Here is a 419-nt window from a genome sequence, read left to right as displayed (position 1 = left end):
GCCTCAGCACGCACGCGCGGTAAGTCTGACCCCATCGATGCACTGGCGGTCGCGCGCGGGTTTCTGCGTGAACCTGACCTGCCGATTGCCTCTCATGATGAGATATCGCGCGAGCTGAAGTTGTTAGTTGACCGCCGCGAAGTCCTTGTGGCACAACGCACCGCGACGATTAACCGGCTGCGTTGGCGAGTCCATGAACTCGATCCCGAACGGGCCCCCAAGGCCGCATCGCTGGACCGAACCAAACACCGCCAGATCCTGGGCGCGTGGCTGATCACAGTCCCGGGTCTAGTTGCCGAACTGGCTTGTGAGGAGTTGGCCGACATCACCCGGCTCACCGAACAGATCGATGCGTTGGCCAAGCGCATCGGCGAACGCGTTCGCGCCGTGGCGCCCGCCCTGCTGGCGATACCGGGCTG

Annotated in this window: 1 protein-coding gene; it reads left to right on the top strand. The window is 64.0% G+C overall.

Going from position 1 to position 419, the window contains the following annotated elements; translation table 11 throughout:
• A partial coding sequence (locus tag BST44_RS29285) for an IS110 family transposase (protein ID WP_142274751.1) occupies window positions 1-419 on the top strand: 419 nt, incomplete at both ends.

It is taken from the genome of Mycobacterium scrofulaceum, assembly GCF_002086735.1.
GTDB lineage: Bacteria > Actinomycetota > Actinomycetes > Mycobacteriales > Mycobacteriaceae > Mycobacterium > Mycobacterium scrofulaceum.
The sequence above is the reverse complement of the archived record's forward strand: the minus strand, read 5'-3'. Positions and strand labels throughout refer to the sequence as shown.